The 23,186-nt window shown below is 62.7% G+C and carries 26 protein-coding genes and 1 tRNA gene; 19 read left to right on the plus strand and 8 right to left on the minus strand.

The genetic code is table 11. From position 1 onward, the window contains the following. Positions 1-234 precede the first annotated feature (234 nt). Positions 235-1,209: a complex I NDUFA9 subunit family protein gene (locus EET67_RS11555; RefSeq protein WP_128626325.1), complete on the plus strand. Its 975-nt coding sequence runs from the start codon at positions 235-237 to the stop codon at positions 1,207-1,209. Between the two features lie 49 nt (positions 1,210-1,258). On the opposite strand, the gene EET67_RS11560 is transcribed toward EET67_RS11555, so the two are convergent. Next, positions 1,259-2,065 carry an undecaprenyl-diphosphate phosphatase gene (locus EET67_RS11560; RefSeq protein WP_128626326.1) on the minus strand — a complete coding sequence of 269 codons (807 nt, stop codon included), beginning with the start codon at positions 2,063-2,065 and terminating at the stop codon, positions 1,259-1,261. 166 nt (positions 2,066-2,231) lie between these two features. Between EET67_RS11560 and EET67_RS11565 the strand changes: the two genes are divergently transcribed. The 5 genes from EET67_RS11565 to EET67_RS11585 all read left to right on the plus strand — a co-directional run bounded on the left by EET67_RS11565 (position 2,232) and on the right by EET67_RS11585 (position 7,260). After that, positions 2,232-2,924, plus strand: coding sequence for a glutathione S-transferase family protein (locus tag EET67_RS11565; RefSeq protein WP_128626474.1), 693 nt, complete (start codon positions 2,232-2,234; stop codon positions 2,922-2,924). Next, positions 2,905-4,074, plus strand: coding sequence for a tRNA epoxyqueuosine(34) reductase QueG (gene queG, locus EET67_RS11570; RefSeq protein WP_128626327.1), 1,170 nt, complete (start codon positions 2,905-2,907; stop codon positions 4,072-4,074). Before EET67_RS11565 ends, queG begins: the two co-directional genes overlap by 20 nt. Further along, positions 4,071-4,973 (plus strand): SDR family oxidoreductase, encoded by a 903-nt coding sequence (locus EET67_RS11575; RefSeq protein ID WP_128626328.1) that lies wholly within the window; start codon positions 4,071-4,073, stop codon positions 4,971-4,973. The genes queG and EET67_RS11575 overlap by 4 nt, the downstream gene beginning before the upstream one ends. Before the next feature lie 100 nt (positions 4,974-5,073). Beyond that, positions 5,074-6,135 carry a penicillin-insensitive murein endopeptidase gene (gene mepA / locus EET67_RS11580; RefSeq protein ID WP_128626329.1) on the plus strand — a complete coding sequence of 354 codons (1,062 nt, stop codon included), beginning with the start codon at positions 5,074-5,076 and terminating at the stop codon, positions 6,133-6,135. A 102-nt stretch (positions 6,136-6,237) separates the two neighbouring features. Further along, complete coding sequence (locus EET67_RS11585) at positions 6,238-7,260, plus strand: glucokinase (RefSeq protein WP_128626330.1); 1,023 nt, start codon at positions 6,238-6,240, stop codon at positions 7,258-7,260. A gap of 15 nt (positions 7,261-7,275) precedes the next feature. Here EET67_RS11585 and EET67_RS11590 read toward each other — a convergent pair whose 3' ends face one another. Beyond that, a complete protein-coding gene (locus EET67_RS11590; protein ID WP_128626331.1) occupies positions 7,276-7,896 on the minus strand; it encodes a L,D-transpeptidase in 621 nt (206 codons plus the stop codon). 274 nt (positions 7,897-8,170) lie between these two features. On the opposite strand from EET67_RS11590, the gene EET67_RS11595 reads away from it, so the two are divergent. The 4 genes from EET67_RS11595 (at position 8,171) to EET67_RS11610 (ending at position 9,836) form a co-directional block, all read left to right on the plus strand. Then, the gene (locus tag EET67_RS11595) at positions 8,171-8,671 is read left to right on the plus strand and encodes an MmcB family DNA repair protein (protein ID WP_128626332.1); all 501 of its coding nucleotides are present in this window, start codon (positions 8,171-8,173) and stop codon (positions 8,669-8,671) included. A gap of 155 nt (positions 8,672-8,826) precedes the next feature. Continuing rightward, the gene (locus EET67_RS11600) at positions 8,827-9,066 is read left to right on the plus strand and encodes a hypothetical protein (protein WP_128626333.1); all 240 of its coding nucleotides are present in this window, start codon (positions 8,827-8,829) and stop codon (positions 9,064-9,066) included. 2 nt (positions 9,067-9,068) lie between these two features. Next, positions 9,069-9,371 (plus strand): DUF982 domain-containing protein, encoded by a 303-nt coding sequence (locus EET67_RS11605; RefSeq protein WP_128626334.1) that lies wholly within the window; start codon positions 9,069-9,071, stop codon positions 9,369-9,371. A gap of 87 nt (positions 9,372-9,458) precedes the next feature. Then, entirely contained in the window at positions 9,459-9,836 is a 378-nt protein-coding gene (locus tag EET67_RS11610; protein ID WP_128626335.1) for a hypothetical protein, read from the plus strand. Between the two features lie 121 nt (positions 9,837-9,957). Here the strand turns inward: EET67_RS11610 and EET67_RS11615 are convergent, their stop codons facing one another. From EET67_RS11615 to EET67_RS11625, 3 genes are all read right to left on the minus strand, one after another. Then, a complete protein-coding gene (locus EET67_RS11615; RefSeq protein WP_128626336.1) occupies positions 9,958-11,106 on the minus strand; it encodes a TIGR01244 family sulfur transferase in 1,149 nt (382 codons plus the stop codon). A gap of 342 nt (positions 11,107-11,448) precedes the next feature. Further along, positions 11,449-12,444 carry a PAS domain-containing protein gene (locus tag EET67_RS11620; protein ID WP_128626337.1) on the minus strand — a complete coding sequence of 332 codons (996 nt, stop codon included), beginning with the start codon at positions 12,442-12,444 and terminating at the stop codon, positions 11,449-11,451. 381 nt (positions 12,445-12,825) lie between these two features. Continuing rightward, positions 12,826-12,915: transfer RNA gene (locus tag EET67_RS11625), tRNA-Ser, on the minus strand. Between the two features lie 170 nt (positions 12,916-13,085). Between EET67_RS11625 and EET67_RS11630 the strand changes: the two genes are divergently transcribed. From EET67_RS11630 to EET67_RS11640, 3 genes are all read left to right on the plus strand, one after another. Further along, entirely contained in the window at positions 13,086-13,448 is a 363-nt protein-coding gene (locus tag EET67_RS11630) for a hypothetical protein (protein ID WP_128626338.1), read from the plus strand. A gap of 71 nt (positions 13,449-13,519) precedes the next feature. Then, entirely contained in the window at positions 13,520-14,188 is a 669-nt protein-coding gene (gene msrA / locus EET67_RS11635; protein ID WP_128626339.1) for a peptide-methionine (S)-S-oxide reductase MsrA, read from the plus strand. Positions 14,189-14,391: 203 nt separating this feature from the next. Further along, positions 14,392-15,381: a BMP family lipoprotein gene (locus EET67_RS11640; protein WP_128626340.1), complete on the plus strand. Its 990-nt coding sequence runs from the start codon at positions 14,392-14,394 to the stop codon at positions 15,379-15,381. A gap of 75 nt (positions 15,382-15,456) precedes the next feature. On the opposite strand, the gene EET67_RS11645 is transcribed toward EET67_RS11640, so the two are convergent. Then, a complete protein-coding gene (locus EET67_RS11645) occupies positions 15,457-15,909 on the minus strand; it encodes a hypothetical protein (protein WP_128626341.1) in 453 nt (150 codons plus the stop codon). A 156-nt stretch (positions 15,910-16,065) separates the two neighbouring features. Continuing rightward, positions 16,066-16,275: a SlyX family protein gene (locus EET67_RS11650; RefSeq protein WP_128626342.1), complete on the minus strand. Its 210-nt coding sequence runs from the start codon at positions 16,273-16,275 to the stop codon at positions 16,066-16,068. Between the two features lie 176 nt (positions 16,276-16,451). On the opposite strand from EET67_RS11650, the gene EET67_RS11655 reads away from it, so the two are divergent. Genes EET67_RS11655 through deoA form a run of 6 tightly spaced genes read left to right on the plus strand, consistent with a single transcriptional unit; the run spans position 16,452 to position 22,657 of the window. After that, positions 16,452-17,984, plus strand: a complete 1,533-nt coding sequence (locus EET67_RS11655; RefSeq protein WP_128626343.1) for an ABC transporter ATP-binding protein — start codon at positions 16,452-16,454, stop codon at positions 17,982-17,984. After that, on the plus strand, positions 17,981-19,120 hold the full coding sequence (locus tag EET67_RS11660) for an ABC transporter permease (protein ID WP_128626344.1): 1,140 nt from the start codon (positions 17,981-17,983) through the stop codon (positions 19,118-19,120). Before EET67_RS11655 ends, EET67_RS11660 begins: the two co-directional genes overlap by 4 nt. 1 nt (position 19,121) lies before the next feature. After that, positions 19,122-20,093 carry an ABC transporter permease gene (locus EET67_RS11665; protein WP_128626345.1) on the plus strand — a complete coding sequence of 324 codons (972 nt, stop codon included), beginning with the start codon at positions 19,122-19,124 and terminating at the stop codon, positions 20,091-20,093. After that, positions 20,093-20,485, plus strand: a complete 393-nt coding sequence (cdd, locus tag EET67_RS11670) for a cytidine deaminase (protein WP_128626346.1) — start codon at positions 20,093-20,095, stop codon at positions 20,483-20,485. The genes EET67_RS11665 and cdd overlap by 1 nt, the downstream gene beginning before the upstream one ends. Then, entirely contained in the window at positions 20,482-21,288 is an 807-nt protein-coding gene (locus tag EET67_RS11675) for a purine-nucleoside phosphorylase (RefSeq protein WP_128626347.1), read from the plus strand. Before cdd ends, EET67_RS11675 begins: the two co-directional genes overlap by 4 nt. Further along, positions 21,281-22,657, plus strand: coding sequence for a thymidine phosphorylase (deoA, locus tag EET67_RS11680; RefSeq protein WP_128626348.1), 1,377 nt, complete (start codon positions 21,281-21,283; stop codon positions 22,655-22,657). The genes EET67_RS11675 and deoA overlap by 8 nt, the downstream gene beginning before the upstream one ends. On the opposite strand, the gene EET67_RS11685 is transcribed toward deoA, so the two are convergent. Continuing rightward, positions 22,621-23,169 (minus strand): TIGR02281 family clan AA aspartic protease, encoded by a 549-nt coding sequence (locus EET67_RS11685; protein WP_128626349.1) that lies wholly within the window; start codon positions 23,167-23,169, stop codon positions 22,621-22,623. The genes deoA and EET67_RS11685 overlap by 37 nt on opposite strands. Between the last annotated feature and the right edge of the window lie 17 nt (positions 23,170-23,186).

Below are 23,186 nucleotides of genomic sequence, written 5' to 3' on the forward strand. Positions count from 1 at the left end.
GATTGTAAATGCAGCGCGGGAGGAGGTACGCTGCATTCGTTGTCGGCTCTCGGGGAGGAGGTCGATCACCGACACCGTGCAAATAAGAAGCCTCATGCGATCCGGCAAGCCCGTGAAGAGGAAAAATATCGGTGCAGATTGTCGCAGCGCCCGCCCGGCCGATCGCTCTTTGCCTTTATGGCGAAACGGACTAAGAAGCGGGCGTAGCGACGCCTCATTTCGACGGAGCCAGGCATGACCGAAATCCTGCAGACCCCGAAGCTTGTCACCGTTTTCGGCGGATCGGGCTTTATCGGTCGTTATGTCGTGCGGGAACTGGCCCAGCGCGGCTATCTGGTGCGGGTTGCGTGCCGCCGTCCGGATCTCGCCGGCCATTTGCAGCCGCTCGGCAATGTCGGACAGATTTCGGCCGTGCAGGCCAATCTGCGCGTGCGCTGGTCGGTCGATCGGGCGGTCCAGGGCGCGGACCATGTCGTCAATCTGGTCGGCATCCTCGCCGAAAGCGGCCGCCAGAAATTCTCCACCATACAGGAATTCGGCGCACGCGCGATTGCCGAAGCTGCCCGCTCGGTCGGCGCCGGGCTGACGCATGGCTCGGCGCTAGGTGCGGATCTCAATTCGCGATCGAACTATGCACGCACCAAGGCGCTAGGCGAGAAGGCAGTTCTCGAGACGCTCGGCAATGCGGTGATCTTTCGCCCCTCCATCGTTTTCGGGCCCGAGGACCAGTTCTTCAACCGCTTCGCCGCAATGGCCCGCCTTTCGCCAGTTCTGCCGCTGATTGGCGGTGGCAAGACCAAGTTCCAGCCGGTCTATGTCGGTGACGTCGCCGAGGCGATCGCCCGTTCCGTGGATGGCGAAGTCGCTGGCGGCAAGATCTATGAACTCGGCGGGCCCAATGTGCTGAGCTTCAGGCAATGCATGGAAGAGATGCTTCAAGTGATCGGCCGCGAGCGCCTGCTGGTTTCGGTGCCGTGGTGGCTTGCCGGACTGCAGGGTGCGATCCTCGGCCGGCTGCCCGGAAAATTGCTGACCTCCGATCAGGTGATATTGCTGCGCTCCGACAATGTCGTCTCCGCGCAAGCGGAAAATGAACGCCGCACCTTCGAGGGTCTTGGCATTCGGCCGCAATCGACCGCAGCCATCCTGCCAACCTATCTGTGGCGCTATCGTGCCGCCGGCCAGTTTACGCGCCGAACCTTCGCCTAGAGCGGTTTTGGTTTTCACGGAATCGGCAGAACCGCTCTATCTCTTTGTTTTAGCCCCAGATCAATAGCGCAATCAGCCCCAGGCTGCCGACAATGAGCCGCCACCAGGCGAAGATCCCGTAACCCTTGCGCGAGACATAATCGAGCAGGCTGCGCACCACGATGACAGCCATGATGAAGGACGCCACGAACCCTGTGGTGATGATCGGCAGGTCGGCGGCTGAAAGGATGTCGCGGTTCTTGTAGAGGTCGTAGGCGAAGGCGCCGGCCATGGTCGGCATGGCCAGAAAGAAGGAAAATTCGGCGGCCGAGCGCTTGTCGGCGCCCAGGAGCAGCGAGCCGACGATCGTGGCGCCCGAGCGCGACGTGCCGGGGATCATCGCCAGGCACTGGAACAGGCCGATCTTTAGGCACAGCGAGAGCGGAAACTCCATCACATCATGATATTTCGGCTTCAGCGCCAGCCGATCGACGCCAAGCAGGATGAAGCCGCCAATGATGAGCATGATGCAGATAAGCATCGGCGATTCGAACAGGACCGTCTTGATGAAGTCATGCGCCAGTGCACCGATCACGGCGGCGGGCAGGAAGGCCACCAATATGCCGATGACGAATCGCTGGGTTGCAGCGTCGCGCGGCAGCAGGGTCAGCATCTTCCACAGCCGGGCGGAGTAGACCGTCAGAATCGCCAGTATCGCGCCGAGCTGGATCAGCACCTCGAAGGTCTTGCCAGTCGATTCGAAGCCGAGAAAATGGCCCGCCAGCAATATGTGTCCGGTAGACGAAACCGGGATGAACTCGGTCAGCCCTTCGAGCAGGCCGAGCATGAGGGCGTCCACAATCGTCTGGTTTTCCATCAGGCACTCAAGGATGTTGCAACTGGCTGTTGAAGCGGAGGCATTCGCTTGTCACGGCGCGGAACACCTCCTATAGGTCGTGACGCCTCGACCTTCCGGGGAATCGGGTGCATAGAAATACCGGCGCGGTTCCGAAATGACCAGCGCGCTTTTTCACCGCAGGACAATGCTGACGCTTTTCCATCATCCTATGTTCGCCTCTTGCCGATTCGTTCGCCTTGCGTTCGGCGAATATGGCGAGGAGCTTGCGCTGATCGAGGAAAAGCCCTGGGTGCGCCGAAAGGAGTTCCTGGCGCTGAACGCCGCCGGCACGTTGCCGGTGCTTTTGGCCGAAGGCGATGTGCCGATCGTCGGCGCGGGCGTGATCTCCGAATATCTCGACGAGACCCGCGGCGTGTTGAAGCGCGACAAGCGGCTGTTTGCCGAGGATCCGATGGAGCGGGCCGAAATCCGCCGCCTAGTCGACTGGTATCTGGTCAAGGCCGACAGCGAAGTGACCCGCCATCTGGTGCGCGAGCGCGTGCTGAAACCGCAAATGCCGAGCGATATGGGTGGCCGTTCGCCCGATTCGGCGGCCATTCGCGCGGCGCGCGCCAATATCCGCCAGCACATGAAATACACCAACTGGCTCGCCGGCACCCGGCATTGGCTGGCCGGCCCGCGCATCACCTATGCCGACCTCGCTGCCGCCGCCACCATTTCGGTGCTCGATTATCTCGGCGAGATCGACTGGAATGGGCACAGCGTCGCGCGCGAATGGTATGCGCGGGTGAAGTCGCGGCCCTCCTTCCGCCCGCTGCTCGGGGATCGGGTGCGGGGCCTTTCGCCGGTGTCGCATTATGCGGACCTCGACTTCTGAACGGCCTGACAAGGCTGCTGCCCTGCGGCAGTTGATCGACCGCGAGGCGCAGCGTGCCGGCTTCGATGCCGTCGCCGTGACCACGCCTGAGGCCATTCCGCAGGCGCCCGAACGGCTTGCCCAGTTCGTCGCGGCCGGCTTCCATGGCTCGATGGAGTGGATTTCGGAGACGCTTGCCCGGCGCAGCGCACCGAGCACGCTCTGGCCGGACGTCCGTTCCATCATCGTTCTGGCCATGAATTACGGCCCGGACCACGACCCGCGCGAACTTGCTCGCATGCCCGATCGCGGCGCCATCTCCGTCTATGCACGCAATCGCGACTATCACGACGTGATGAAGGGCCGGCTGAAGGAGATTGCCGGCAAGCTGGTGGCCAGGGCCGGCGGCGACGTCAAGGTGTTCGTCGATACTGCGCCGATCATGGAAAAGCCGCTGGCGCAGGCCGCAGGCATCGGCTGGCAGGGCAAGCACACCAATCTGGTCAGCCGCGAATTCGGCTCCTGGCTGTTCCTCGGTACCATCTTCTGTACCGCCGAACTTGTGCCCGATGAGCCACTGGCCGACCACTGCGGCTCCTGCCGCGCCTGCCTCGACGCCTGCCCGACGCAGGCCTTTCCCGCACCCTACCGTCTCGATGCGCGGCGCTGCATCTCCTATCTCACCATCGAGAACAAGGGCCCGATCCCGCATGAATTCCGCGAGGCGATCGGCAACCGAATCTATGGCTGCGATGACTGCCTGGCCGCCTGCCCCTGGAACAAATTCGCGCAAACCGCCTCGGAAGCGAAGTTGGCAGCGCGCGAAGACCTGCGTGCGCCGGCGCTTGCCGATTTCCTGGCTTTGGACGATGCCGGGTTCCGCAGCTTCTTTTCCGGCTCGCCGGTCAAGCGCATCGGCCGCGACCGCTTCCTGCGCAATGTGCTGATTGCGGCGGGAAATTCGGGCGATGCCCGGCTCGTGCCTGCCTGCGAAAGATTGCTCTGCGACCCGTCGCCACTGGTGCGCGGTGCCGCTGTATGGGCGTTGTCACACCTGGCTTCGCCCTCCACCGTGCTGGCGCTTCGACCGGAAGGCGAAGAAGATGAGGACGTGCGGCACGAATGGGCCGTTGCCATGAGCCAGCCTGAAATTGCGAGGAGCATCGCATGACCGAAAAGCTGTTCGTCTTCGGTGCGGGTTATTCCGGGCAGGCGGTGGCCAGCGCCCGGCCGGCCGGTGTCGATATCGCTGGAACGACGCGCTCTGCCGCGAAAGCGGAGGCACTGCGGGCGGGCGGCATCCAGCCTTGTATTTTCGACGGCGGGCTCACGCCGGAAATCGGCGCGGCACTTGGCGAGGCCGAGCATCTGCTGGTTTCCATCGCGCCTGACGAGGAAGGCGATCCGGTCCTCAACGCCGCGCGCGACGTAATTGTCAGCAGCATGCCTAAGCTGCGCTGGATCGGCTATCTGTCGACCGTCGGGGTCTATGGCGATCACGGCGGCGCCTGGGTCAGTGAGACCGCCGAATGCCGCCCGGTCTCGCAACGCTCGAAGCTGCGGCTGAAGGCCGAGCGGGAGTGGCAGGAAGTTGGCCGCCAGACCGGCCTGCCCGTCGCCATCATGCGGCTGTCAGGCATTTACGGTCCCGGGCGCAACGCCTTCGTCAATCTTCAAAACGGCACCGCAAAGCGGCTGGTCAAGCCGGATCAGGTGTTCAATCGCATCCATGGCGAGGATATCGCCGGCGCGGTCTGGCATCTGGGGAAATTGGCAAAAGCCGGCGTCTTCAACGTCACCGACGATTTGCCGGCGCCGCCGCAGGATGTAGTGGCCTATGCGGCCAAACTGATGGGGATCGAGCCGCCGCCTGAGATTCCATTCGAGACGGCCGAGCTTTCACCGATGGCGCGCTCCTTCTATGGCGAGAACAAGCGCGTTTCCAATGCCGCAATCAAGGATACCGGTTATCGCTTCCGCTATCCGGACTATCGCGCTGCGTTCGACGCCATGTGGCGGGCGCAGAATTGGAAAGACGGACCAGCCCGCAGCCTTATGAGACGCGGGTGATTCTCCGGGCCGCCATGTTTTTACTCCAGGCTCCGGTTCATGATTCGGTAACCAGGGCGTCCCAAGCTTGCCGGCGGGGGCCGGAACGGATGGAAACGGCATGAACTCTTTTCTCAGCAAAGCAGGACTTCTGGCCGCGGCGGCACTCGTGGCCTCCATTCTGTCGGCACCCCAGGCCAGTGCGGATACGCTGGCCAAGAATCTGTTCGGCGCCGCCCAGCTCCCGGCGGCGACAGCGCCGAAATCCTTCGGCTTCTATTCCAAAGGCTGTTTTTCCGGAGGAATGGCCATCGCCACGGACGGACCGACCTGGCAGGCGATGCGGCTGTCGCGCAACCGCCGCTGGGGGCACCCGACGATGATCCGGCTGATCGAGAAACTTTCCCACGACGCGGTGGCCGATGGCTGGCCCGGCCTGCTTTTAGGCGACATCTCGCAGCCGCGCGGCGGCCCGATGCTCACCGGCCATGCCTCGCACCAGATCGGCCTGGATGCCGATATCTGGCTGACGCCGATGCCCGACCGCCGGCTTTCAGCGGCTGAACGCGAGAACATGAGCGCCACATCGATGATCCGCAAGGGCGGCCTGACCGTGGACGAGCGGCTGTGGACGCCTGCCCATATGCGCCTCTTGAAGCGAGCGGCGAGCTATCCCGAGGTCGAGCGCATCCTCGTTCATCCCGGCATCAAGAAGAAGCTTTGCGAGACCGTCTCGGGCGACCGCTCATGGCTGCACAAGATCCGCCCCTTCTGGGGCCACGACTATCATTTCCATGTCCGCATCGGCTGCCAGCCGGGCTCGACCGCCTGCAAGCGCCAGGAGGCGACACCCAAAAGCGATGGCTGCGACAAGTCGCTGGCCTGGTGGTTCACCGAGGAGCCTTGGCGACCGGCGACAGGCCCGCAAAAGCCCAAGGCGCGCGACGTCATGACGATGGCAAGCCTGCCCAAGGAATGCCGCGCGGTGCTGGAAGCTCCCGCCCCGGTTTCGGAAGCCGCCGTCACCATCGGCGGCATGGGCACGGCGGTTGCCGTCGCGCCTGCCGCGCCTGCCAAGCAGACGATCGAAGTGATCATCGGCAACAACCCGATCGCGGCGAGCGCTTTTGCGCCAACGCCGGCAAGTCGCATTCCGCTGCCGTTTCCCCGCCCGGCGAATTGAGCCTGCATCCATCCGGATCATTTCTCCGTTGATCCATGCGTGCCGATGCCTCATGAGGATGGATGTGGCGGCGCTCGGAAAAATCGGAGGACGTGGCGGACAATGGCTGATCGGGATAACAGAGCGGGCTTGCAATTTCCGGTCCTGATCGGCGATATCGGCGGGACCAACGCACGCTTCGCCATTCTGGCGGATGCCGGGTCAGATCTCGGCCAAACACACATCGTCCAGACCGCAAGCTTTGCCTCCATCGATGAGGCGGTGCAGCAGGCGGTGCTCGCCGACAGCCCGGTAAAGCCGCGCTCGGCGGTGTTTGCCGTGGCCGGGCCAGTCGACGGCGATGAGATCCCGCTCACCAACTGCCCGTGGATCGTGCGGCCGAAGGCGATGTTCTCGACGCTTGGCCTCAGCGATGTCGTGGTGCTCAACGATTTCGAGGCGCAGGCGCTGGCCGTCGTGGCGCTTGGTGACGAACATCTGGAAAAGATCGGCGCTGGCGAACCCGAACCCAATGCCAGCCGCGTCGTTCTCGGTCCCGGCACCGGGCTCGGCGTTGCCGGCCTGATCCATTCCGGCGGCAAATGGATTCCGGTGCCCGGAGAAGGCGGGCATATGGATATCGGCCCGCGCAGTGCGCGCGACCACCAGATTTTCCCGCATCTTGAGAAGATCGAAGGCCGCATTTCGGGCGAACAGATATTATGCGGGCGCGGGCTGGTGAACGCCTATCGCGCGGTCGCGGCGGCCGACAGCAACACGCCGCGCTTTTCCAAGCCGGCCGAGATCACCGCGGCGGCGCTGGCCGGTTCGGATGCGGTTGCCGAGGAAGCGCTGCGCTTTTTCGTCACCTGCCTTGGCCGCACCGCAGGCGACCTGGCGCTGGTGTTCAAGAGCCGTGGCGGCGTCTATCTCACCGGCGGCATCGCCCAGAAGATCGTCCCGGCGCTGAAGGAAGGACGCTTTCGCGAGGCCTTCGAGGACAAGGCGCCGCATCGCGAGCTGATGCGGTCGATGCCAGTCTATGTCATCACGCATCCGCTCGCCGCGCTGAGCGGCCTTGCCGCCTTCGCGCAAACGCCGGCACGTTTCGGCGTGGAGACGGATGGGCGACGCTGGCGGGCGTGACCTGCCCGCCATTTCCTATTTGACGATGACCTTCGCGCCGACTTCGGCACGGTTGTAGAGGTCAATGATGTCCTGGTTCATCAGCCGGATGCAGCCGGACGACATCGATTTGCCGATCGAGGCCCATTCCGGCGTGCCATGCAGCCGGTAGCCGGTATCACCGCCCTTGTTGAACAGATAGAGCGCGCGCGCACCCAGCGGGTTCTGCAAGCCGCCAGGCTGCCCGCCGCGCCATTTTACGAGTTCCGGCTGGCGCTTGATCATGGGTGCCGGCGGCGTCCAGACCGGCCATTCGCGCTTCATGGCCACCCGAGCCGTGCCGCTCCATTCGAAGCCTTCACGGCCGACTCCGATGCCGTAGCGCACCGCCTGCCCTTCGGGCAGCACGAAATAGAGATGCTTGGCGCCTGTATCGACGATGATGGTGCCGGGCTTTTCCACCGTCTCGTAAGGCACGATCTGGCGGTGATATTTCTTGTCGACCTTGTAGATAGGGATCGACGGCAACTGGTAGCCGGCGTCGGTGCGTGCACCATAATCGGAGGAGAATATCTGGTAGGAGCCGAAGCTGGTGCATCCGGCAAGTGCGGTCGCAAGCGCAAGGCCGGCCGCAACGACAAAGGGTTTCATGCGCATGCGGTAATCCATCGCTCCCAATAAAATCCCCCGTAGGGCGATTCGCCACATTCCTGCCATCGTTTTTACGGGAGGATTTTGCGAATTGCCAAGTCCATGCCGGATGCAGCGCCCGCCCGGCGCGCGGGCAAGCGCATGCCTATGGCATTTCGGCAACAGATTAGACGATCATGAAGCAGCGCATTTGTACCCGATCGGCAAAACAAGGCTCGCCGGCAGCCGGCCATCCCACAAACCGGTTCAAAACGGGAACATTTGCTGGCATTCTAGGTGAATGCCGCTGATCTCACCTCTCCCTGTCAATCCGCTTGCCGATGGCCGCCAGTCCGAACGGGCGATGATCGTGCGGCGCGGCGTGCAGCGCCTGCTCACCCAGATGGGGGCGCATGTGCTGCCCGAACTGTCGCTGGCATCGGGCCGGCGCGCCGATCTGGTCGCACTGACGCGACAGGGCGATATCTGGATCATCGAGATAAAATCCTCGATCGAGGATTTCCGCGTCGATCGCAAATGGCCGGAATATCGCCTCCATTCCGATCGCTTCTTCTTCGCCACCCATCCGGACGTGCCGGCGGAAATCTTTCCGCCCGAATGCGGCTTCATCCTCTCGGATGGCTATGGCGCCGAGATCATGCGCGAGGCGCCGGAACACCGGCTTGCGGCGGCAACGCGCAAGGCGCTGATGCTGCGCATCGCGCGTGCGGGTTCCGCCCGCCTGCTTGCCGCCGAACTGGCCGGCGTCTCGGTGCCGGCCCTGGACGGCGAAAGCGAATGAACCGCTAAGGCTTCACGGGCGATCACCTTGGCGATCGATCGCTCTGGCTGTGCCACGTAACCGACTCTTTCCGGCGCTCGACGAGAAAAAAATCCATCCCGATGCAACCACCTGCCTTGCCGCGCGTTGGAAAGCGTCAGCGGTGAGTGTGTGCAATGATTAAGCCGCATATCAATGTGAGCCGGCATCTCGCTTCGCGGCGGGCCATGAAGGCCTGGCGGGAACGGCAGAGACTGGTGATGGTGTTCAAGCGCTTTCATGACGGCCAGGTCACCACACGGCTCCTGATCGACGGCGAGTATTACGACGTGGATGATGCGCAACTGGCCATGCTCGCCGAGGGCGCGGCTCCTGCGGAGCTTGATCTTCACCCCGCCTTCGAACCGGAGGAATAGCCATGGACAGATTGCAGTTCTTCATGCCGGTTCGTATCGCCGTCGTGCCGGACGACCCGGTGGATGAGGTCTACAGCGTCAACCAGGCGCTCGATTTTCTTATCGCATGGCCAACCGGCCGTCAGGGCCCCGTTTATCAGACGGCACTCAACGCCTGCCTGGCCGCCACAGTGGACAAGGTTTCGACGGAAGATGCCCGCAAGGCATTCATCAGCTTCGCCCGCATCACCAATATACTGGCGAAGGACGCGCCGAACGCGGTCATCCTGACCAGCGACGGCGACTTGCGGCCCGTTCCGAAATGAGGCTCGCTTAGCATCGCCGGCCCCTCTGCCTCAATTTCCATTGTGTCGGGCGCCGACGGCACCATATAGGTTGCAGGAGGCTCCATCATGTCCATGAAACCCTTGTTCCGGTCTGCTGTAATCGGCCTTGCCGGTCTTTCGCTGTCAGGCTGCGTCTATGATGGTGGCCCATATTATTACGATGGGCCGGGCTACTATGGCAGCGGCTATTATGCCGGCAGCGCCATCATCTATGATAGCTATGATCGTGGCAGATATTACCGGCACCGGCACTATAACCGCTATCCAGGCAACGGCGACCACCATCGGCCGCCGCCGCCATCGCAGCGTCCTCCGCAAGTGCGGCCTCCTATTCCGCCTATTCCGCCCAGGACACCGGTCGTCATCAATCGCGGCGGCGGCGAGCACCGGGGGCAACAGGGCCAGATATTCCTGCCGCCCGAGGGCGGCTACCGCCACAATTAGCCGCCAACGCGGATTACTCTAGAGCCGTTCTGGTTTAAACGGAATCGAGAAACGGCTCTAAACTTTTGTTTTGGCCGCATTTCCGGACGCAAAACCGTTTCACACTTTTGCTGGAAATGCTCTAAGCCTGCTCAGGTTTCCGCCTCCTGGCGAACCCTGCCGAGGCAGCGATGAACGCGGCGACAACGAAAGTGAATGCGATCCCGCCAGCGAGCAGGCCGAGATTGACCGCCGCAAAATCCCCGGCCAGCGAATAGACGATCGTTGCCGGCATCTGTCCAATACCGGTGGCAAGGAGAAACCGCCAGAACGGAACGCGGACCAGCCCTGCCGCATAGGACACGAAATCGAACGACACAAAGGGTAGCAGCCGTGCGATGAACACCGCCCAGGCGCCGTAGCGGTCCGTATGGGCCTCGAAACGCGCCAGGCTGGCCCCGGGCACGAATCGTTCGATCAACGAATGGCCGAGCCAGCGCGCGAGCCCGTAGCAGGCAATCGCGCCCAGCGTTGCCCCGCTCCAGGACAGCAGCGCCCCATAGACCCAGCCGAACAGCGCCGCATTGGCGAAGGTGACGAGAAAGGCAGGCAGCGGCGCGATGACCGCCTGGAAGATGAAAAGGGCGATTGAGGTCAGCGGTGCCCACGGCCCCATGCTTTCCACAAAACCGCGCAGCGCCGAGACGTCGGCCATGGCGAAAAGGAAGACCAGCCGGTCGATCTCGATCCTGACCGGGGTGATGAAAAGATAGGCCGCAAGCAACGTCAGCAGAAAGGCGATCTGCGGCCAGTAGCCGAATGTCGCCATCTTGCCCTTCGGTGCGCCTGATGGGCCCAAAGCCGCGGCCAGCGCTTCGACCGTGCCTCGCTTTTTGGAAAGGTCATATCCGGCGGCCGCCGCGCGGGCCGAGACATCTTCGAACGACCGCCCCCGCCTAACGCCGGCAGCAGCCCACAGCATGGCAGACCGAAATCCGCTCTGGCAAAAGCCAAGCACCGGACCCCGAGAACCGGAAATGACTTCGGCAAGCGCCCTGACCTGCGCGGGTTTGGCGTTCATGCCGCGAAAAGCTATCGACACATAGGCAAGTCCGGCGGTCTCGGCTGCCGCCCGCAATTCCTCGTCGGTCGGCTGGCCCTGCGCCTCGCCATCCGGCCGATTGTTGACCACCGTCGTCACACCCGCCTTCGCCAGTTCGGCCATGTCGGCCGCACCAAGCTGCGCGCTGACCCAGAACGCCGGATCGAGCTCTCGAATTTCAACCGACATCCAAGGCCTCCGGCCGGCGGGAGAAGAAGCAAGGACGAACTGAACCCCGAGCCAACCCAACGAAGGAGGCGGATGCAGTGGCAGAGACCGGCGAGAAAGCAGCCGATAGCCGTCGAATCCAGCACGACCAAGTCACCATCCATCGCCAATGGTGGTCGCGGGCAGAGCCGGTCGGAAGAAAAGCGCCCCGAGCCTCGGGGCCTGTGTCGAAGGCCACGCCTTACTCTCATGTCGGCCCTGAAGATTGTCAATGCCATGTCCGGGTCGGCACATGCAGTGAATTGCAGGCTCCGCCGAGCTGTGGATCCGGGTCTCACGAAGCCTGTGGCTTTTGGAGATCGTCTAGGCGCGCAACCTGGGAAGCGTCAGCACGTAACAAAGATACCCTCGGCCCTGACGCCGCGAAATCTGGCCGGAAAGCTGCTTTTCGACCGTCAGCTTCAGAAGCGTCGATCCGTAACCGCTATGCGACGGGCGATGAGCGGGGATGGAACCTGCAGTTTCCGCCCATCGCAATCGCAACACCTGCCCCCTGTTGGAAATATGGATCGACAATCGGCCGTCATTGGCGGCAAGCGCGCCATATTTGAGGGAATTGGTCGCCAATTCGTGGATCAGCAAGGCGAAAGAGGTGACTTCCCCGGTGTCGATGGACACATCGTCGCCGTTAAACCTGGCGGCGAGTGCGCCGTCATCGCCACAATAGGGGCGAAGGATGGCCTCGATTAGCCCCTTCAGCCCGCCACTTGCCGCCGAACTCGGCTCTGTGCCGCTTATCCGCAGATATTGATGCGCGTTGTGCAGTGCTTCGAGCCGCTTCCTCAATATGTTCAGCACAGGCAGCAGCTCCGGCGATTCTCGTGCGGAAAGACCGACCAGGCCGTTGACGAGGGTAAAGATGTTCTTGATGCGGTGATCGAGTTCGTGCGCGACCAGCTCGCGCTCCAGGCTTACGGTCTTTTCAAGATGGATATCGGTGGAGGTTCCGTACCAGCGTAAAACGCGGCCGTTTTCATCCAGCTTGGGTGTCGCCGTAAGGCGCAACCAGCGATACTCGCCGCTGTTGTGCCACAAGCGATATTCGATCTCATAAGGTTCTTTGGCGGCGGGAAGCTCTCTTCGCTTCTGTTCGACCCGCTCCCTGTCATCAGGATGCACCAGCGACGTCCAGGTCTCGGCATCGACCGCATCAATTCTTTCGCCGACGAACTCCCTCAGCTTACGATTGACGTAGTCGTGCCGGCCATCGCTATCGACGCTCCACAGGATTTGCGGGACATCATCGGCGACCCTGTCGAAACTCCCGCTCAATCCATCCTTATGGTCAGGTATTGGCATTGCCTCCTCCACCGCAACATAAGAAAAACACAAGTGGTCCGGCCCAACAAGCCGGTAGAGGAAGCGCTGGCTCGATACGCGGCCCGGAATCTTCAACACCGATCAGGGAAGTCAGTTCGCCTCGACTTCATCAAGGTGCTGACGAGCCGAGACATCAGGGCTGGCAGTCCAGAACGCTTGCGCGCCAGATTCGTCGCTAGACGCAGGACGCCGGATCAGGCTTGTTTCAACCAATCGATGCCCCAAGCCACGGCCGCATGGCGGCGGCAGAAAACGTTCAACCTCTGTTCAGATAAACGGGACCACCTTCGTGGACCCTATACTCTTAGGATATCGGGACTCAGCCTGCCAACTGGAAAACCGCGTCTTAGGCTGCAATGATGGCGGAGAGAGCGGGATTCGAACCCGCGATACGGTTCCCCGTATACACACTTTCCAGGCGTGCGCCTTCAACCACTCGGCCACCTCTCCGCAAGCGACGGCCTTTGTCAGGCGATGGTCGTTCGCCGGGCTCATCTAGTCGATCCTGAGCCGAATGCCAAGCCTGAGATGGCGATTGTTTGCACCCTGGCGCAAAGAACCTCGTCATTATTATTTTATGGCTGCATGACGGCCGATTGCGAAGCACGATCACCGGTCCTATGTGTGAAGGGCAAATCGCATGCGAAGGATTCTGGTCTTTGCGCTTTCTGTTCAGGCTTTTGGCGATGATTTCCCTGGCGGTCGCCGTCATCATGGCCGTGCTCGATGCGACACGCACGATCGCCGCCTCGCAGCTTGTCACGACCCCGCTCGACACAAGCTGGGCGGCGGTATCCCCCGACAGCCTGAACGCTGCCCAGCAATTCGTCCGGGTTCAGATACACCCGCTGCTATGGGACCCCATCATCGTTTCGGTCCTCGACATGCCCGGATTTGCGGTGTTCGCTATTCTGGCATTCCTGCTTTACGCCATCGGGCGCAAGCCGGCGCGGCGCATCGGCCGCTTCATTGCCGAAGGATGACTGCCCAGGCGATCGTGCCCATGCGGATACGAAACCGGCGGCCGGCATATGTGGAAGATAGGAGACGCTCCATGTTTTTCCTGAGTGACATGCTGAACAAGAAACTCAACCTGCCCAAGCCGGCCGAAGCGCTGCCGGGGCGGGACAAGCCGATCCCGACCGCCGCAAAGCATTTTGTCTCGAAACGGCCGTTGAAGGGCCCCTATCCGGAAGGGCTGGAAATGGCCTTGTTCGGCCTGGGCTGCTTCTGGGGTGCCGAGCGCATGTTCTGGCAGATGGACGGCGTGTGGATCACCGCGGCTGGCTATGCCGGTGGCATCACGCCCAATCCGACCTATCAGGAAACCTGCACGGGCCTCACCGGACATGCCGAAGTCGTACTGGTCGTCTTCGATCCGAAGATCGTCTCCTATACGGACCTGCTGAAGGCATTCTGGGAAAATCATGACCCGACGCAAGGCATGCGCCAGGGTAATGATGTCGGCACCACCTACCGCTCCGCCATCTACACGTTCGGGGAGGTGCAGCATCAGGCTGCCATCGCCTCGCGCGATGTCTATCAGGCGTCGCTGCGCGGTGCCGGGCACGACAAGATCACGACCGAGATCGCGCCCGCCCCGGAATTCTATTTCGCCGAAGAGGAACACCAGCAGTATCTGGCCAAGAATCCCTATGGCTATTGCGCACTGAAAGGCACCGGCGTGAGCTGCGCCATGCCGGAAGAGACCGCCCGGACCTGATCCGCAAACACGTTCGAGGGCCTGTATTTCAAGGCTGCCGTAGCGTTATCCAAATGGTCAAGATTCCGCGTGAATTTTGTTTTGGGCCGTGCAAGACTGGCTTTGGGTGGGAGGTTAGGTTTCTCGCCATGCGCCGTGAAGCACCGGGAAACAAGGCGTGCACGCGGCACCCAAGTGGAAATAACCAACAGGGTGTGGATCACATGAAGCGTATCGTTCTTGGCCTTCTGGCCGCAACCGCAATGGCGTTTCCGGCGCTTGCCGCGGATATCAAGCCGGCAATCATCTATGATCTCGGCGGCAAGTTCGACAAATCCTTCAACGAAGCAGCCTTCAACGGCGCCGAAAAGTTCAAGCAGGAAACCGGGATCGCCTATCGCGATTTCGAAATCCAGAACGACGCCCAGCGCGAACAAGCGCTGCGCAAGTTTGCCGAAGACGGTAACAGCCCGATCGTGATGGCGGGCTTCTCCTGGGCGGCTGCGCTGGAAAAGGTCGCGCCCGAATTCCCCGACGTCCAGTTCACGCTGATCGACATGGTGGTCGACAAGCCCAATGTCCGCTCCGTCGTCTATAAGGAGCAGGAAGGCTCCTATGTTGTGGGCGTGATGGCGGCCATCGCCTCCAAGTCCAAGAAGGTCGGCTTCGTCGGCGGCATGGACATTCCGCTGATCCGCAAATTCGGCTGCGGCTATGTCGGCGGCGCCAAGGCGGCCGGCGCGACTGACGTCATCTACAACATGACCGGCGACACGCCGGCGGCCTGGAACGATCCCACCAAGGGCGGTGAGATCGCCAAGGCGCAGATGGACCAGGGCGCGGACGTCATCTATGCCGCAGCCGGCGGCACCGGCGTCGGCGTGCTGCAGGCGGCGGCCGATGCGGGCAAGCTCGGCATCGGGGTCGATTCCAACCAGAACGGGTTGCAGCCCGGCAAGGTGCTGACCTCGATGGTCAAGCGCGTCGATGTCGCCGTCTACAACGCCTTCACCGACGCGAAGAACGACAAGTTCACCCCCGGCATCAACGATCTTGGGCTGAAGGAAGGCGGCGTCGACTACGCCATGGACGATAACAACAAGGATCTGGTTACAGAAGAGATGAAGGCGGCGGCCGAGAAGGCCAAGGCCGACATCATCGCCGGAACCATCCAGGTCCATGACTACATGTCGGACAATTCCTGCCCCTATTGAAGCGCAAGAACAGGACGCAAGCCGGAACCGCCGCCCACAATGGCGGCGGTTCTTTTTTGGCCGTTCTTTCCCGGACTATTCCTGAACAGGCCCGCAATCGGCCGGCGCAGGCGCAGTGCCGACGCTGCCCGCCGCATAGCCCAGGCCACAAGCGGCCAGGAGCGACAGTGCCATGAGCGGCAGGCGCCATCCCGACGCGGTGCGCCGCGTCGAGCCCACCCCAGGCTCCACCGGTGCCGGTGTTGCAGGAGCAGGTGAGGAGGCGGGAGCGGTCTCGCCCGGCCCTGCCACGCCTATTTGCGGCTGCGCCGTCAGATGCGCGGTTATGGATTTCCACAATGCGGGCGCTGCGCCCTGATGCGGCTTGGTGAGATCGAACAGATGCATGCGCTCGGCGACCCGGACCATTGCATCCAGAAAGGCCGGGTCGTGCTCCAGATCACGCTCGGCGCGCTCCCGCTCGTCCTCGTCCATCAGGCCGAGCACATATTTGCTCGCCCTGGCCATGCGATCCCTTTCATCGACCATGTTCACCCCCCCCCCCGCATGATCAGATCGGCCGCGCCGAATCATGCCTTGCCGGCCGATAAGCTCAGATCAGCAGCATTTTCGATGCGCGTAAAGCCTGACCTGCGGCCGGCAGCGAAAGGAGCCATCGGGGCCGTTTGTTGCCGACGAGAGATGTCACCAGTGCGGCGGCTTGGTTATCTCATGGCCGGGAGCGGTCTGCTCCTCCAGCGTGAGGAACCGATCCGTCAGCGCATCAAGCTTGCGCGTCAATTGTGCGATCACTTTCCACTGCTCGGCGATCTGGCCAGACAGTTCCTCGATCGTCTTGTCCTGCTCGGCCGAACGAATCTCGAGCGTAGTGAGGCGTTCGGTTGGCGATGTCATATCCCTGTCCTTCCGCGCGGTTGCAACGTCGGCGACAAACCATGGATCTGCCCCTGCGGCAACCATGGAAACCGGCAGACCTGCCTTGATTTGCTGGCCATGGCTGCCGATTGGCAGGCGAATAGCAGCATGCTAGCCTTCCGCCCGGCGACAAGAAAATGGGAGCGGGACGTCGCATGGCGGAAGCTGCAATCGAGCTCGTCGGCATCAACAAGAGCTTTGGTGCCGTCTGGGCCAATCGCGACATCAATCTTCAAATCGCTCCCGGCACGATCCACGGCATCATCGGCGAGAACGGTGCCGGCAAATCGACGCTGATGTCGATCCTCTACGGCTTCTACCAGGCCGACAGCGGCGAAATCCGCGTCGGCGGCAAACCGATTTCGATAAAGGCACCAAACGATGCCATCGCCGTCGGCATCGGCATGGTGCATCAGCATTTCATGCTGGTGGAGAATTTCACCGTGCTGGAGAATGTCATTCTGGGCGCGGAGGGCGAGGCGCTGCTCAAGAACAGCATCGCCAAAGCCCGCTCCGAACTCCAGCGGCTGGAGAAGGAATACGGGCTGGAGGTCGACCCCGACGCCATCGTCGAGGAACTACCGGTCGGCCTGCAACAGCGCGTCGAAATCCTGAAGGCGCTCTATCGCGGCGCGGAGATCCTGATCCTCGACGAGCCCACCGGCGTGCTGACACCCGCGGAGGCCGATCACCTGTTCCGCATTCTCCAGCAGTTGAGGGAACAGGGAAAGACGATCGTGCTGATCACGCACAAGCTGCGCGAGATCATGGCGATCACCGACACGGTCTCCGTCATGCGGCAGGGAACGATGGTTGCCACCCGCGAAACGGCAAAGACCACGGTGGAGGAACTGGCGGAACTGATGGTCGGCAGGCGGGTATTGCTGCGCGTCGAGAAGGGTGCGGCCAAGCCCGAGCGGGCAAAACTTTCGGTCAAGGACCTGACAGTCAGGGATTCCCGCGGCGTCACCATGGTAGACGGCGTTTCCTTCGATGTTCGCGCCGGCGAGATCGTCGGCATTGCCGGCGTGGCGGGCAACGGCCAATCCGAACTCATCGAGGCGATTTGCGGCGTGCGGTGCGCGGTCTCGGGCAGTGTCGTCCTTGACGGCGAGCCCATCGATGTCACCGGCATCGCCGATCCGGGCGAACTGCGCGACCGTGGCCTTGCCCATGTGCCGGAGGACCGGCACCATGTCGGCCTGGTGCTGGCTTTCGAGGAGAATGAGAACGCGATCCTCGGCTATCACGACAAGGGCGAGTATCTCAAAGGTCCGTTCCTCGACATCGATGCGATCCGCGACGACGCGCGCACGATGATAGAGCGCTATGACATAAGGCCCGGCGACTGCCGGCTGAAAACCGCCAATTTCTCCGGCGGTAACCAGCAGAAGATCATTCTGGCGCGCGAAATGGAGCAGGACCCAGGCGTGCTGATCGTCGGCCAGCCGACCCGAGGCGTCGATGTTGGCGCCATCGAATTCATCCACAAGCGACTGATAGCCATGCGCGACCAGGGCAAGGCGGTCCTGCTGATATCGGTCGAACTCGACGAAATCCGTGCGCTTTCGGACCGCATCCTGGTGATGTTTGCCGGCCGCATCGTGGGCGAGCGCGGCCCTGATGCGACGGAGGGCGAGCTCGGCCTGCTGATGGCTGGTATCGAGCATCGGGAGGCTGCCGAATGAGCAGGCCCTATGCGAAGCTTCCCGGCTGGGTCGATTATGGCCTCATTCCGATCATCAACCTGCTGGTGGCCTTTGTCTTTGCCGGCCTCGTCGTGCTGTTGGTCGGTGAAAGTCCCCTTCACGCGGCGGCGGTGCTGGTGGAGGGTGCATTCGGCAACGGCCAGAACATCGCCTATACGCTGTTTTACGCCACCAATTTCATCTTCACCGGCCTTGCAGTCGCAGTCGCCTTTCATTGCAGCCTGTTCAATATCGGCGGCGAGGGGCAGGCCTATATAGGTGGGCTCGGCGTCGCCATCGTCTGCCTGGCGTTCGATCGCATATTGCCCTGGTGGCTCATATTCCCGCTGGCAATCCTGGGTTCGGCGGCGGTGGGGGCGCTATGGGCCCTGATTCCCGCTTATCTTCAGGCCAAGAGAGGATCACACATCGTCATCACGACGATCATGTTCAATTTCATCGCCGCCAGCGTCATGGTCTATCTGCTGGTGGATGTGCTGAAACCGGCAGGCTCGATGGCGCCGCAGACACGAGACTTCCTGCCCAATGCGCAATTGCCGAAAATGGGCTGGATGCTGGAAGCTTTTGGCCTGTCGGTCCGCTCCGCCCCGCTCAACATCTCCTTTCTGCTGGCGCTCGTCGTGGCATTCCTGATCTGGGTGCTGATCTGGCGTACCAAGCTCGGCTATGAAATCCGTACCATGGGGTTCAGCCCCAAGGCGGCGCGCTATGCGGGCATTTCGGAAACACGCATCATCATCATCACCATGATGATTTCGGGCGCGCTTGCCGGCATGATGGCTCTCAACCCGATCATGGGCGACCAGCATCGGGTCCAGCTCGATTTCGTCACCGGTGCGGGCTTCGTCGGCATTGCGGTTGCGCTGATGGGGCGCTCGCATCCGGCCGGCATCGTGCCGGCGGCGATATTGTTCGGCATGCTCTATCAGGGCGGCGCCGAGCTTGCCTTCGAGATGCCCGCCATCTCGCGCGACATGATCGTCATTATCCAGGGTCTGGTGATCCTGTTTGCCGGCGCACTGGAAAACATGTTCCGGCCGACGATCCAGACCATCTTCGCCAGCCTCAGTCCACGCTCCGTCGGCCTGGCGGCGGCCAAGGGCGAGGGGGCCTGACATGGCTTTCCTCGATGTCCTCACCCAGTTGATCGACGCTACCATCCGCGTTTCGGTGCCGCTGCTGCTCGCCTGCCTTGCCGGCCTCTATTCGGAGCGTTCCGGCATCTTCGACATCAGCCTCGAGGGCAAGATGCTGGCCGGCGCCTTCGCGGGTGCAGCGGCCGCCGCCGTCACCGGCTCGGCCTGGCTTGGCCTCGGGGCAGCCATCCTGATTTCGATTTTCTTCTCGCTCGTCCACGGCTTTGCCTCGATCACCCATCGCGGCAACCAGATCGTGTCGGGGGTCGCCATCAATTTCATCGCCGCCGGCGCCACCATCATTCTCGGCCAAGCCTGGTTCGCGCAGGGCGGCCGCACGCCTTCGCTTACCGGCAGCGCCCGCTTCCAGGCGATCGAACTGCCGGGTGCTGCGGCGGTGAAGGATGTGCCGATACTGGGCGCGATCTATTCTGAGATCCTCTCGGGCCACTCGCTGCTGGTCTATTTCGCCTTCCTGATGGTGCCGTTTACCTGGTGGATGCTGTTCCGCACCCGCTTCGGGCTGCGGCTGCGCGCCGTCGGCGAAAATCCCGCCGCAGTCGACACCGCCGGTATCTCGGTGGCCTGGCTGCGCTACCGCGCCGTGATCTGCACCGGAGTGCTCACCGGGGCGGCCGGCGCCTATCTGTCGGTTGCGCAAAACGCCGGCTTCGTGAAGGACATGACGGCCGGCAAGGGCTTCATCGCTCTGGCGGCGCTGATCTTCGCCAAATGGAAGCCAGTGCCGGCGATGTTTGCCTGCCTGCTTTTCGGCTTTCTGGAGGCTGCCTCCATCCGCTTCCAGGGCATGGCCTGGCCGATGATCGGCAAGGTGCCGGTGCAACTGATGCAGGCGCTGCCCTATATCCTCACCGTCATCCTGCTTGCCGGCTTCATCGGCAAGGCGATCCCGCCGCGCGCCGGCGGCGTGCCCTATGTGAAGGAGCGGTGATGGCGCATGACCTCTATCTGGCGGCAAAGGCGGCCATGGCGAAGGCCCATGCGCCCTATTCGAAATTTCCGGTGGGGGCTGCGCTGCGCACCGAGGACGGACGCATCTTTTCCGGCTGCAACATAGAAGTCGCCTCCTATCCGGAAGGCTGGTGCGCGGAAACCACCGCGCTCGGCCACTACATCATGGGCGGCGGCGGCAGGATCACCGAGATCGCTGTCGTCGCCGAGCGGATGGCCCGGATCACGCCCTGTGGTGGCTGCCGTCAGCGGCTCGCTGAATTCGCCGGTCCAGATACGAAACTGTTCCTGTGTGATGAAACCGGCGTGGTCGAGACGGTGACGATGGGGCAGATGCTGCCGCTCGGCTTCGAAGGCGGGACCCTCAAATGAGCCCGGCGAGCGAGCGCCTCATGGCGCGTCTCAACGGATTGAAGCCGGCAACGGCGATCGTGCTCGGATCAGGCCTCGGTGGCCTCACTGGCGAGATCAAAAATGCCATCCGCATTCCCTACGCCGACCTGCCCGGCTTTCCCGCAGGCGGCGTCAGCGGCCATGCAAGCGAAGTGGTGGCAGGGCTCTTTGCCGACAAACCGGCATTAATGCTCGCCGGACGCGCGCATTATTACGAGCGAGGCGATCCGGCAGCCATGCGCCCGGTGATCGAGGCGCTGGCCGGCGCAGGGATCGAAAGGCTGATCCTCACCAATGCCGCCGGCTCACTCGACCCCGGCATGCCGCCCGGCTCGGTGATGCTGATCGAGGATCACATCAATTTTTCCGGCACCAACCCGCTGATCGGCGAGGCCGACGACCGGCGCTTCGTCGGCATGACGCAGGCCTATGACGTCACGCTGCGCAAGGCGTTCGAACAGGCCGCTGCGGCGAGCGGAACGGTGCTGCACAAGGGCGTCTATATGTGGTTTTCCGGCCCGAGCTTCGAGACATCGGCGGAAATCCGCATGGCAAGGCTGATGGGGGCGGATGCGGTCGGCATGTCGACGGTGCCGGAAGTGATCCTGGCGCGGTTCTTCGGCCTTCGCGTCGCCGCCTGTTCGGTCATCACCAATCTGGCCGCCGGGATGAGCGGGGCGGAGCTTTCGCATCAGGAGACCAAGGATATGGCGCCGCTGGGCGGGGCACGGCTTGCTACCTTGTTGAGGACGATGTTTCGGGAGGGGTTTCTGGATGGCTAGCGGCAGCGCTCCAGCCACCCTTCCCCAGGAGATCATCCGCGCCAAGCGTGACGGCAAGGCGCTTTCGACCGGCGAAATCGTGAGCTTCGTAGAGGGGCTGACTTCGGGCAAGGTTTCCGAGGGCCAGGTCGCGGCGCTGGGCATGGCGGTGTTCTTCAACGGCATGAACCGCGACGAGGCGGTGGCGCTGACGCTTGCCATGCGCGATTCCGGCGACGTGCTCGACTGGTCGGACCTGCCCGGCCCGGTGACGGACAAGCATTCGACCGGGGGTGTGGGCGACAATGTCTCGCTGATGCTGGCGCCGATCGTGGCGGCTTGCGGCGCCTATGTGCCGATGATTTCCGGGCGTGGCCTCGGGCATACCGGCGGCACGCTCGACAAGATGGATTCCATTCCGGGCTATGTCAGCCAGCCCGACAACAGCCTCTTTCGCAAGACGGTGCTTGGCGCCGGCTGTGCCATCATCGGGCAGACCGCCAATCTGGCCCCGGCCGACAAACGCCTCTACGCCATTCGCGACGTGACCGCGACGGTGGAATCCATCCCGCTCATCACCGCCTCGATCCTGTCGAAGAAGCTTGCCGCCGGGCTGCAATCGCTGGTGCTCGACGTCAAGGTGGGCAATGGCGCCTTCATGGCAAGGAGCCGGGACGCTGCCGCATTGGCGACCAGCCTGGTCGAGGTGGCCAATCGTGCCGGCTTGACCACCACCGCCCTGATTACCAGCATGAACGAACCGCTGGCTTCGGCGGCGGGCAATGCCGTCGAGGTCGCCAATGCCGTCGATTTCCTTACTGGACGCAGGCGCGACAGGCGGCTGGAGGAGGTAGTGCTGGCGCTCGCCGCCGAGATGCTGCAGCAGGCCGGGCTCGTCTCCTCCAATCAGGATGGTATTCGGCGAACGGGAGAAGTCCTTGGCAATGGCAAGGCCGCGGAGGTTTTCGGGCGCATGGTGGCCTTGCTTGGCGGGCCGAAGGACTTGATCGAGAGGAGGGAGAAATATCTGCCGAAAGCCGAGGTGGAATTGCCGGTGAAAGCCGGACAGGACGGCTTCGTGACGGCTATCGAAACGCGCGACATCGGCCTTGCGGTGGTTACGCTTGGCGGCGGCCGCAGCAAACCTGACGACAATGTCGATCACGCAGTCGGCATCACCCGGCTGCTGCCCATCGGAGCCGAGGTCCGGGCCGGTGAGGCACTGGCGCTGGTCCATGCCAGAAACCGCAGCCAAGCGGAGCAAGCGGCCTCAGCCATCCGCTCGGCCTATTCGATAGGAACACTCAAACCGGAAGCACAGAAAGCCGTGATCCGGCGATTGGGCAAAGATAGCTATTGCTCCAGCAAGAGCCTGCCGTTCTCGACCTGATATTTGCCGAGCCGGCCAAGAAAGCTCATGCCGATCAGCGTGCCGCTAAGCGCTTTGTCGTCCAGCACGATCGCCTGAACTTTTTCCAGGTCGATGCGGCCGATCTGCAGCCGATCGATCGTTACCGCCGCGCCGCGTGTCGAGCCATTGGCGGTGGAGACCTCATGGCGGAAATCGGCTTGCGCAGGCGAGATGCCGAGGCGGCGCGCCGTCGAGCGGTTGAGGGCGACGACCGAGGCGCCGGTATCGATCATTGCCGGCACCGTTCGGCCGTTCAGCCGAAAATCGCCATTGAAATGGCCGCGCCCATCGGCGGCAAGCTCCACCCGGCGGCCGGTGATGCCGTTCTCGCCCGGAGCCGGGCTTGCGGATATGACGGGGGCTTGCGCCGCATCCGCGCCCTGCTCCAGCCCCATCAGGCCGAGCACACGCGCCTGATGCTTCTGGTAGAGCCCCGGCAAGGACGCGGAAGAGACCGCACAGACGGCGAAGATGATGGTTTTGCGCAGCATGGAGACGCCCGGATTTT

Origin of the sequence: Borborobacter arsenicus, assembly GCF_003934165.1 — a bacterium.
GTDB classification, from domain to species: domain Bacteria; phylum Pseudomonadota; class Alphaproteobacteria; order Rhizobiales; family Rhizobiaceae; genus Pseudaminobacter; species Pseudaminobacter arsenicus.

Excerpts from the sequence above, each read along its gene's own strand:
- EET67_RS11555 (WP_128626325.1), top strand. The coding sequence starts at position 235 with ATGACCGAAATCCTGCAGACCCCGAAGCTTGTCACCGTTTTCGGCGGA.
- EET67_RS11560 (WP_128626326.1), bottom strand. The coding sequence starts at position 2,065 with ATGGAAAACCAGACGATTGTGGACGCCCTCATGCTCGGCCTGCTCGAA.
- EET67_RS11565 (WP_128626474.1), top strand. The coding sequence starts at position 2,232 with ATGCTGACGCTTTTCCATCATCCTATGTTCGCCTCTTGCCGATTCGTT.
- queG (WP_128626327.1), top strand. The coding sequence starts at position 2,905 with ATGCGGACCTCGACTTCTGAACGGCCTGACAAGGCTGCTGCCCTGCGG.
- EET67_RS11575 (WP_128626328.1), top strand. The coding sequence starts at position 4,071 with ATGACCGAAAAGCTGTTCGTCTTCGGTGCGGGTTATTCCGGGCAGGCG.
- mepA (WP_128626329.1), top strand. The coding sequence starts at position 5,074 with ATGAACTCTTTTCTCAGCAAAGCAGGACTTCTGGCCGCGGCGGCACTC.
- EET67_RS11585 (WP_128626330.1), top strand. The coding sequence starts at position 6,238 with ATGGCTGATCGGGATAACAGAGCGGGCTTGCAATTTCCGGTCCTGATC.
- EET67_RS11590 (WP_128626331.1), bottom strand. The coding sequence starts at position 7,896 with ATGCGCATGAAACCCTTTGTCGTTGCGGCCGGCCTTGCGCTTGCGACC.
- EET67_RS11595 (WP_128626332.1), top strand. The coding sequence starts at position 8,171 with ATGCCGCTGATCTCACCTCTCCCTGTCAATCCGCTTGCCGATGGCCGC.
- EET67_RS11600 (WP_128626333.1), top strand. The coding sequence starts at position 8,827 with ATGATTAAGCCGCATATCAATGTGAGCCGGCATCTCGCTTCGCGGCGG.
- EET67_RS11605 (WP_128626334.1), top strand. The coding sequence starts at position 9,069 with ATGGACAGATTGCAGTTCTTCATGCCGGTTCGTATCGCCGTCGTGCCG.
- EET67_RS11610 (WP_128626335.1), top strand. The coding sequence starts at position 9,459 with ATGTCCATGAAACCCTTGTTCCGGTCTGCTGTAATCGGCCTTGCCGGT.
- EET67_RS11615 (WP_128626336.1), bottom strand. The coding sequence starts at position 11,106 with ATGTCGGTTGAAATTCGAGAGCTCGATCCGGCGTTCTGGGTCAGCGCG.
- EET67_RS11620 (WP_128626337.1), bottom strand. The coding sequence starts at position 12,444 with ATGCCAATACCTGACCATAAGGATGGATTGAGCGGGAGTTTCGACAGG.
- EET67_RS11630 (WP_128626338.1), top strand. The coding sequence starts at position 13,086 with ATGTGTGAAGGGCAAATCGCATGCGAAGGATTCTGGTCTTTGCGCTTT.
- msrA (WP_128626339.1), top strand. The coding sequence starts at position 13,520 with ATGTTTTTCCTGAGTGACATGCTGAACAAGAAACTCAACCTGCCCAAG.
- EET67_RS11640 (WP_128626340.1), top strand. The coding sequence starts at position 14,392 with ATGAAGCGTATCGTTCTTGGCCTTCTGGCCGCAACCGCAATGGCGTTT.
- EET67_RS11645 (WP_128626341.1), bottom strand. The coding sequence starts at position 15,909 with ATGGTCGATGAAAGGGATCGCATGGCCAGGGCGAGCAAATATGTGCTC.
- EET67_RS11650 (WP_128626342.1), bottom strand. The coding sequence starts at position 16,275 with ATGACATCGCCAACCGAACGCCTCACTACGCTCGAGATTCGTTCGGCC.
- EET67_RS11655 (WP_128626343.1), top strand. The coding sequence starts at position 16,452 with ATGGCGGAAGCTGCAATCGAGCTCGTCGGCATCAACAAGAGCTTTGGT.
- EET67_RS11660 (WP_128626344.1), top strand. The coding sequence starts at position 17,981 with ATGAGCAGGCCCTATGCGAAGCTTCCCGGCTGGGTCGATTATGGCCTC.
- EET67_RS11665 (WP_128626345.1), top strand. The coding sequence starts at position 19,122 with ATGGCTTTCCTCGATGTCCTCACCCAGTTGATCGACGCTACCATCCGC.
- cdd (WP_128626346.1), top strand. The coding sequence starts at position 20,093 with ATGGCGCATGACCTCTATCTGGCGGCAAAGGCGGCCATGGCGAAGGCC.
- EET67_RS11675 (WP_128626347.1), top strand. The coding sequence starts at position 20,482 with ATGAGCCCGGCGAGCGAGCGCCTCATGGCGCGTCTCAACGGATTGAAG.
- deoA (WP_128626348.1), top strand. The coding sequence starts at position 21,281 with ATGGCTAGCGGCAGCGCTCCAGCCACCCTTCCCCAGGAGATCATCCGC.
- EET67_RS11685 (WP_128626349.1), bottom strand. The coding sequence starts at position 23,169 with ATGCTGCGCAAAACCATCATCTTCGCCGTCTGTGCGGTCTCTTCCGCG.